Annotated in this window: 9 protein-coding genes and 2 pseudogenes; 8 read left to right on the forward strand and 3 right to left on the reverse strand. The window is 64.4% G+C overall.

Going from position 1 to position 7,497, the window contains the following annotated elements; genetic code table 11:
* Positions 1–34 precede the first annotated feature (34 nt).
* From Q427_RS19230 to Q427_RS34455, 7 genes are all read left to right on the forward strand, one after another.
* Positions 35–868 (forward strand): quinoprotein dehydrogenase-associated putative ABC transporter substrate-binding protein, encoded by an 834-nt coding sequence (locus tag Q427_RS19230; protein ID WP_043516715.1) that lies wholly within the window; start codon positions 35–37, stop codon positions 866–868.
* The gene (locus Q427_RS19235) at positions 865–1,518 is read left to right on the forward strand and encodes a hypothetical protein (RefSeq protein WP_043516717.1); all 654 of its coding nucleotides are present in this window, start codon (positions 865–867) and stop codon (positions 1,516–1,518) included. The genes Q427_RS19230 and Q427_RS19235 overlap by 4 nt, the downstream gene beginning before the upstream one ends.
* A gap of 69 nt (positions 1,519–1,587) precedes the next feature.
* The gene (locus Q427_RS19240; RefSeq protein WP_043516718.1) at positions 1,588–2,799 is read left to right on the forward strand and encodes an ABC transporter substrate-binding protein; all 1,212 of its coding nucleotides are present in this window, start codon (positions 1,588–1,590) and stop codon (positions 2,797–2,799) included.
* A complete protein-coding gene (locus Q427_RS19245) occupies positions 2,787–3,794 on the forward strand; it encodes a PQQ-dependent catabolism-associated beta-propeller protein (RefSeq protein ID WP_051496535.1) in 1,008 nt (335 codons plus the stop codon). The genes Q427_RS19240 and Q427_RS19245 overlap by 13 nt, the downstream gene beginning before the upstream one ends.
* Complete coding sequence (locus Q427_RS19250; RefSeq protein WP_051496536.1) at positions 3,791–4,594, forward strand: ABC transporter ATP-binding protein; 804 nt, start codon at positions 3,791–3,793, stop codon at positions 4,592–4,594. The genes Q427_RS19245 and Q427_RS19250 overlap by 4 nt, the downstream gene beginning before the upstream one ends.
* Positions 4,585–5,250, forward strand: a complete 666-nt coding sequence (locus Q427_RS19255) for an ABC transporter permease (RefSeq protein ID WP_231613795.1) — start codon at positions 4,585–4,587, stop codon at positions 5,248–5,250. The genes Q427_RS19250 and Q427_RS19255 overlap by 10 nt, the downstream gene beginning before the upstream one ends.
* Positions 5,247–5,393 carry a hypothetical protein gene (locus Q427_RS34455; protein WP_231613796.1) on the forward strand — a complete coding sequence of 49 codons (147 nt, stop codon included), beginning with the start codon at positions 5,247–5,249 and terminating at the stop codon, positions 5,391–5,393. The genes Q427_RS19255 and Q427_RS34455 overlap by 4 nt, the downstream gene beginning before the upstream one ends.
* A gap of 3 nt (positions 5,394–5,396) precedes the next feature.
* On the opposite strand, the gene Q427_RS19260 is transcribed toward Q427_RS34455, so the two are convergent.
* From Q427_RS19260 to Q427_RS19270, 3 genes and pseudogenes are all read right to left on the reverse strand, one after another.
* Complete coding sequence (locus tag Q427_RS19260; protein ID WP_043516719.1) at positions 5,397–5,789, reverse strand: c-type cytochrome; 393 nt, start codon at positions 5,787–5,789, stop codon at positions 5,397–5,399.
* A gap of 4 nt (positions 5,790–5,793) precedes the next feature.
* Positions 5,794–6,159: a hypothetical protein gene (locus Q427_RS19265; RefSeq protein ID WP_051496537.1), complete on the reverse strand. Its 366-nt coding sequence runs from the start codon at positions 6,157–6,159 to the stop codon at positions 5,794–5,796.
* Between the two features lie 138 nt (positions 6,160–6,297).
* Positions 6,298–7,199 (reverse strand): annotated as a pseudogene (locus Q427_RS19270) (LysR family transcriptional regulator).
* 125 nt (positions 7,200–7,324) lie between these two features.
* Here Q427_RS19270 and Q427_RS31505 point away from each other — a divergent pair.
* A pseudogene (locus Q427_RS31505) lies at positions 7,325–7,497 on the forward strand (S-(hydroxymethyl)glutathione dehydrogenase); the annotation flags it as partial.

A 7,497-nucleotide genomic window follows, 5' to 3' on the forward strand; every position in this document is an offset into this window, starting at 1 on the left:
CCCAGTGGCTCATCACGCTCGAGTGGGAGGGCAAATGAGAAGTGTCATTTGCCTCTGGTTGCTATGGGGTGTGCTGGTCCTGGGTGTCGGATCCGCTGCGGCGAATCTACCGGAACGCCTGGACCGCGAGGCCCTGAGGGTATGCATGGACGGCAACAACATGCCGTTCAGCAACGAAGCGGGGGACGGTTTCGAGAACCGCATCGCTGAACTGATGGCCGAGGACATGGGAGTGCCCCTGGTCTATGTCTGGGCACCTCAGGTCATGGGCTTCGTGCGCAACACCCTCGAATTGCGCGTCTGCGATGTGATCATCGGTGCCGTTGCCGGCTACGAGTTCGTGCAGAACACCAACGAATATTACCGTTCCGTCTATGCGCTGGTGGTGCCGGCGGCGTCCGGGATTGAAGCAACCAGCCTGGATGACCCGTCGCTGCAGGGCCTGCGTATCGGCGTGGTGGCCGAAACCCCGCCGATGGTGGCACTGCGTGGTAGCGGGGCCGTGGTGGTGGGGTACCCGCTGATGGTGGATACCCGGGTGCGGGCGCCGGTGCGTGATGCCGTCGAGGATGTGGTCGCGGGAAACACGGATGGGGCCGTGCTGTGGGGCCCGCTAGCCGGCTATTACGCATCCCGCCACGATCCGCCACTGCGTGTCCTGCCTCTGGTCGATGATACCTCCGGCGCCCGGCTGGACTACCGCATCACCATGGGCATCCGCCGCGGCGAGCCCCACTGGAAGGACTGGATCAACGACTTCATCGATCGCCATCAGGAGGAGGTTCACGCCATTCTGAGCGAATATCAGGTACCGCTGCTCGATCGACGTGGGCAGCTGATCGTGCCGGGTGAGGGAGGGGAGTCATGAGATGCCTGGCTGTGACGCCGTTTAGCGCCAGCCTCCTGGTGCTGGGATTCGGTGCACTCCTGGCAGTGGGTGGCGTGGCACAGGTCGAGGCTCAGCGGGCGGCGGCAGGGCCTCCGGACTGGCCCTGCGTTCAGCGGCTGATTCCAGAGATGTCCTGGGGCACCATCTGGGCCGGTCCCCCGCTGGACGAGCTGGAACGGCAGTGGTGGGACGACGAGGAAGTCGGTCGCGTGGCGCGCTTCGCCACCGCGCGAGCCACCCCCGAAGGCGAAGGCCTGGAGCGGGTTCGCGATTTCGTTGCCTCGGTGGACGACGACGAGGCCGAGGAGCGGCTCACACTCTTGTTCTCCGGTCTCTTCGAGCTCACCAACCGCGAGCGGCGGCGCACCATCGACAGCATACGGCGCGCCTCCCGTGCTCAGGTGGCTCGTCTCGATGTCATCTCGAACATGGTCGACGAGCTGGAGAAGAAGCGCAGCGAGGAGGGGGCAGAGGAGGCGGAAATCGAACGCCTGGCAGATGACCTGTTCTGGGAGCAGCGCACCTTCCAGATGCGCCAGCAGGCGCTGCCGGCCATGTGTGAACAACCCTACCTGCTGGAGGAAAAACTCAGCCGTATGACGCGAGTGATCATGGAACGCCTGCCGTGAGCACAATAACGACAGCGGGAGTACAAACACCATAACAACAGCGGCAGCACGCCTGCCTGAGGAGCATGCATGACGATCCTGTCCCGTCCCCTTCGCTGGCTCACCGCTGGAGGGATTGCCATTGGCCTGGCCTGGCCGACAAACGTGGTGGCCGATTCGCCGGCCACCATTACCCTGGGCTACCTGGGCATGGAGAGGCCCGACGACCAGGAGCCGCTCTCGGTGCTCGACCCGGTGCTGGACGACGAGGGACTTCAGGGCGCTCGGCTTGGCATCAACGACAATAACGCCACGGCCCAGTTTCTCGATCAGGAGTTCCTGCTGCATGAGGCCGAAGTCCCCCAGGGCGGCGATGTGGGCGAGGCGCTGCAGAGCCTGATCGACCAGGGGGCCGACTGGATCGTCAGCGGCCTGCCCGCCGAGGCGCTACTGGAGGTGATGGCACACCCCGCCCTGGGGGATAGAATAGTGTTCAACGCCGGGGCGCCGGATGACGTGTTGCGTGACGAGTCCTGCCACCCCAGCCTCTATCACACCACGCCGAGCCGGCGGATGCTGGCCGATGCCCTGGCCCAGTTCCTCGGCTACAAGCAGTGGGACCGCTGGGCGCTGGTCTATGGCAACACCGATGAGGATCGCCTGCTGGCCGAGACCCTGCGCGCCTCGGCGGAGCGCTATGGCCATCGCGTGGTGGGCGAGGAGATGTGGCCCCACGATCCCATGGCACGCCGTGCCGAGGGTGGGTTCCACGCCATCCAACGCGAGATCCCTGTCTTCGTGCAGGAGTTTGCCGAACACGACGTGCTGGTGATCGCCGACGAGACCGACTACTTCGGTGAATATTTCCCCTATCAGACCTGGGCGCCGCGCCCGGTGGTGGGCACCCAGGGGTTGATCGCGACACCTTGGCACCGCGCGCATGAGTCCTGGGGGGCGGTACAGCTGCAGCGACGCTTCGAGAAGCTCGCCGACCGCTGGATGACACCCCGCGACTTCGGCGCCTGGCTGGCGGTACGCTCCCTAGGCGAGGCGGCCGCCAGAACCGGCTCCGTCGAGCGCGATGAGGTGCTCGACTACATGCTCAGCGAGGAGTTCGAGCTCGCCGGCTACCTTGGCTTCCCGGTCAGTTACCGTACCTGGAATCACCAGCTGCGCCAGCCGATCCTGATCACCGGCCCGCGCATGGTGGCGTCGGTTTCGCCCCAGGAGGGCTACCTGCATCCTCGTACACCACTCGATGCGCTTGGCGCCGATGAGGGGGAATCACAATGTCGCTTCTGAATCCGCGGGGCTGGATCCCCGCTTCCCGACATGCCTTGCTGGGGCTGGCGCTGGGCGGCCTGCTGGCGCTGCCCCTGGCCGCCGAGGCGGAACGCATTTTCGTTTCCAACGAGAAGGACAACACCCTCTCGGTGATCGATGGCGCCACTCTCGAGGTGGTCGAGACCATCGATGTCGGGCGTCGACCGCGCTCCATGGCCTTCAGTAGCGACGGCAGCGAGCTATTCGTGGCGGTGGGCGATGACGAGGCCATCGACATGATCGACCTGGAAACGCTGCAGGTGGTGCGCAGCCAGGCCTCCGGCGACGATCCCGAGGTGATCCGCGTCGACCCCAACCGCCCCTACATCTACGTTTCCAACGAGGACGACAATATCGTCTCGGTGCTCGACTACGAGGCTCGTACCCTGGTCACCGAGATTCCCGTGGGGGTCGAGCCCGAGGGGCTCGGTATCAGCCCCGACGGACGCTGGCTGGTCTCCACCACCGAGACCTCCAATATGGCGCATATCATCGATACCGAAACCATGGAAGCGGTCCACCATCGTCTGGTGGGGGCCCGGCCGCGCCACGCCGAGTTCACCCACGACGGTCGCGAGGCCTGGGTCTCGGCGGAGATTGCCGGCACGGTGTCGATTCTCGACATGGAGGAGACCTTCGACGTCAAGCACACCATCCGCTTCGACGTGCCCGGCGTGCCCCGGGAGACCGTGCAGGCGGTGGGGGTCGTGCTGACCTCCGACGGACGCTACGCCTTCGTGGCCCTGGGGCCCTCCAACCGGGTGGCGGTGGTGGACCAGCAGACCTATGAGGTGCTCGATTACATTCTCGTCGGCCAGCGGGTCTGGCACCTGGCGCTCAACGGTGACGAGAGCCGGCTCTATACCACCAACGGGGTCAGTGGCGATGTCACCATGATCGAAGTCGATGGACTGCGGGCGGTGCGCTCGATCCCGGTGGGGCGCTTCCCCTGGGGGGTGATCGTCGAGCCGTGAGCGTCTCTTCCGCGCAAATCGGTGGAACACCTCCGGAGCCGTTGACGCCTGCCCTGGAGGTGCGCGACCTGGACTTTTCCTACGGCGGGAAGCGTGTGCTGGAGTCGGTCTCCCTGGCCATCGAGGCCGGGGAGTTCGTCGTGCTGCTCGGGCCCAACGGCGCCGGCAAGACGACGCTGTTCTCGCTGATTACCCGGCTGCACGATCGCCGCCGGGGCGAGATCCGTATCGGCGGCTTCGACGTGCGACACCAGGCGGTGCAGGCCCATGCCCGCATCGGCGTGGTGTTCCAGCAGCCGACCCTGGATCTTGACCTCAGCGTGATCCAGAACCTTGCCTACCATGGTGCCCTGCACGGCATGGGGCCACGCGAGGCCCGTCAGCAGGCCGAGTCGCAGCTCGAGCGGGTAGGGCTGGCCGATCAGCATCGCACCCGGGTACGCCGGCTCTCAGGCGGCCAGAAGCGACGGGTGGAGATCGCCCGGGGGCTGATGCACTCGCCACGCCTGCTGCTACTCGACGAGCCCACCGTGGGGCTCGATATCGCCTCGCGCCGAGAGCTGGTCGACCATGTCCACCGACTGTGCGACGAGGAGGGCGTGGCGGTGCTGTGGGCGACCCACCTGATCGACGAGGTGCGCCCGGGCGACCGTGTGCTGGTGCTCCATCGCGGCCGGCTGCTGGTCAGTGAGCGGGCCGAGGCGCTGGCCGCCCGGCTCGGTGTCGCCACCCTGGGCGAGGCCTTCGATCGTTTGACAGGGGGGGAGGAGACAGGCGGAGATGAGGCGCCATGCGCCTGATGCCCTGGCTGCACTGCCTGCGCGGCGTGGTGGGGCGCGAGCTGCTGCGCTTCCTGCATCAGCGCAGTCGTTTTATCGCCGCCCTGGTGCGGCCATTGGTGTGGCTGTTCGTGTTCGCCGCCGGCTTTCGCATGGCGCTGGGCGTGGCCATGACCGAGCCCTACCAGACCTACATTCTGTATGAGGTCTACATCGTGCCGGGGTTGGTGGGCATGATCCAGCTGTTCAATGGCATGCAGAGCTCGCTGTCGATGGTCTACGACCGCGAGATGGGTAGCATGCGGGTGCTGCTGGTCAGCCCCTTCCCGCGCTGGTACCTGCTGATCTGCAAGCTGCTGGCCAGCACCCTGGTGTCGGTGGTGCAGGTCTACGTCTTCCTGGCTATCGCCTGGTGGTACGGCATCCAGGCGCCGCTGATGGGCTACGTATACTTGCTGCCGGCGCTGTTGGTGACCGGCTTCATGGTCGGCGCCCTGGGGCTGCTGCTCTCCTCCTTCATTCGCCAGCTGGAGAACTTCGCCGGGGTGATGAACTTCGTCATCTTCCGATGTTCTTCCTCTCTTCCGCGCTCTATCCGCTATGGCGCATCCGCGAGGGCAGTTACCTGGTCTACCAGATCGCCGCCCTTAATCCCTTCACCCACGCGGTGGAGATGATCCGCTTTGCCATGTACGAGCGCTTCAATGGGGATGCCGTCCTGATCAGTGTGATGGTGGCCATCGTGCTGCTGGCGTTGGCGATATGGGGATATAACCCCTCGCGGGGCCTGATGGCGCGCAAAGGCGGGGGTGGCGACTGACCATCAGGGCTCGGCGATGCTTTCCAGATAGTCGATGATGCGCTGGCGCGAACGCTCGTCGAGCCCCCACAACACCATGCGGGTACCGGGCAGGAAGTCGTCCGGGGCGGCAAGGAAGGCGTCGAGGGTTTCGGCGTTCCAGACGAAGTCGGCATCATCGAGCACAGGGGAGTAGTCGAAGTCGTCGATACCGCCGGCGGGGCGACCTATCAGGTCGTGCAGGCTGGGACCGGCCAGATGCTCACCTGGTGCCAGGCTGTGACAGCCGACACACTGGGCGCGGAACAGGCGCTCACCCTGGGCGTGATCGCCGGGGCTGTCGGCCATCGCCGAGGAAGTGATACCGGCGGCCAGCAGCAGCCCGGCGACAGGGCGCGAAGCGAGGCGTGGGATCATGCTCCTAGAAGCAACGCAGGTTGGCGTCGGCCTGGGCCTGGCGCAGTGCCTGCAGTTGATCCTGCATGCCGCGTTCGGTACGGAACAGCACGCCAAGCTCCCCACGCTGGTCCTGCATGCTCATGACCGTGTCGATCTGCTCGTAGGTTTCGTAGGGAAGGTGCTCGGCGATCACGTCGATACTGCAGGAGCATTTCTGCATGGTCAGGTAGCTGTTACCGTTGGCAGCCATGCAGCCCAGCACGTAGTCGACTCGTGCTTCTGTGGGATAGTCGTTGGCCAGGGCGGCGGGGGCAGCGAACAGCGAGAAGGCGAGCACCACCATGGTAGCAGCCAGCAAACCGCGTCGAGGAACGTTGTTGTCATCCATCGATAACCTCAAATGGGAAGGCCGTGAAAGGCCGGGGTCGACAATATTAAGCTATGGCACTTTGCCCACTTTTTCCACTTCGGTGCGGTGTTCAGTCATTCAGTCCCAGCCACGCTAAAGGTAGCGTGCAGCACGGTGTTAGAGTGAAGCTCGACGCCGTACCGGGAGCTGCTCTTCGATATGCTCAACGAGATAGTCGATGAACTGGCGTACCTTGGGTGAGCGGTGACGATGGCGCGGGTAGACGGCCCAGACCGCGGTATCGTCGTGCTGATATGACTCCAGCACGGAGATCAGTTTGCCGTTGGCCAGGTGGGAGTCGACGTAGTAATCGGGCAGCTGGGCCAACCCTAGCCCCTTCAGGGCTGCATCCAGCAGGGCAGGCCCCGAATTGGCCTCCCAGGCACCTTCGACACGCACCTCTCGGCGTATCCCCTCTACATCGAAGCGCCAGTGGTCCCGTGAGCCGACCAGACAGCTGTGGCTGGCGAGTTCCGACAAGCTATGGGGCTGGGGCGCCGGGTAAAGTAATCCGGTGAGCCGACCACGTATTCGTGCCGTTCGCAGAGCCGTCTGGCGATCAGTGTCGAATCCTTGAGTGTGCCCATGCGGATGGCAATGTCATACCCTTCATCGATGATATCGACCTGGCGGTTCGTGAAGTGCATGCGCACATGAAGCTGAGGGTGAAGCTTGAGGAAGTCGTTGACCAGCGGTGCGATGAAACGCTCGCCGAAGGTGGTCGCCGAGGTCAGCTTGAGCACGCCCCGAGGCAGTGCCTCCAGGTCGTTGATGGCCGCCTCGGCCTCGCGGAAGCCGTCGAAGAGGTGGCGGCAATGTTCATAGTAGAGGGCGCCTGCGTCGGTGAGGTGGATCTGGCGAGTGGTGCGGTAGAGTAGGGTGGTACCCAGTTGATTCTCCAACTGGCTGACGAGACGACTGACATGAGAGTTGGAGACCTTTAGATGCCGGGCGGCGGCCGCAAAGGTCCCCAGGCGAACCACTTCGATGAAGGCTTCGATTCTGTCCCAGCGTTGCATTGGGTACCTCCAGAGGGATTGTTGTTCATCAACAATAATGTTGTGAGTTTGATGCACTTTATCCCAAGATGTCCCATTGCCTAGACTAATCGTTGAAAATACCGCCAACGAAAGAGGTCATCCGCATGAAATCACGCGCTGCCATCGCCCTGGCTGCAGGCAAGCCGCTGGAGCTGGTCGAGATCGACGTCGAGGGGCCCAAGGCCGGCGAGGTGCTGGTGCGCATCGCCGCCACCAGCGTCTGTCACACCGACGCCTTCACCCTCTCCGGCGCCGACCCGGAAGGCCTCTTCCCCTC

The organism is Halomonas sp. BC04, from assembly GCF_000568385.1.

What these genes read in the sequence shown, in the direction of transcription:
- Q427_RS19230 (WP_043516715.1), top strand. Translation starts at nt 35, where the DNA reads ATGAGAAGTGTCATTTGCCTCTGGTTGCTATGGGGTGTGCTGGTCCTG.
- Q427_RS19235 (WP_043516717.1), top strand. Translation starts at nt 865, where the DNA reads ATGAGATGCCTGGCTGTGACGCCGTTTAGCGCCAGCCTCCTGGTGCTG.
- Q427_RS19240 (WP_043516718.1), top strand. Translation starts at nt 1,588, where the DNA reads ATGACGATCCTGTCCCGTCCCCTTCGCTGGCTCACCGCTGGAGGGATT.
- Q427_RS19245 (WP_051496535.1), top strand. Translation starts at nt 2,787, where the DNA reads ATGTCGCTTCTGAATCCGCGGGGCTGGATCCCCGCTTCCCGACATGCC.
- Q427_RS19255 (WP_231613795.1), top strand. Translation starts at nt 4,585, where the DNA reads ATGCGCCTGATGCCCTGGCTGCACTGCCTGCGCGGCGTGGTGGGGCGC.
- Q427_RS34455 (WP_231613796.1), top strand. Translation starts at nt 5,247, where the DNA reads ATGATCCGCTTTGCCATGTACGAGCGCTTCAATGGGGATGCCGTCCTG.
- Q427_RS19260 (WP_043516719.1), bottom strand. Translation starts at nt 5,789, where the DNA reads ATGATCCCACGCCTCGCTTCGCGCCCTGTCGCCGGGCTGCTGCTGGCC.
- Q427_RS19265 (WP_051496537.1), bottom strand. Translation starts at nt 6,159, where the DNA reads ATGGATGACAACAACGTTCCTCGACGCGGTTTGCTGGCTGCTACCATG.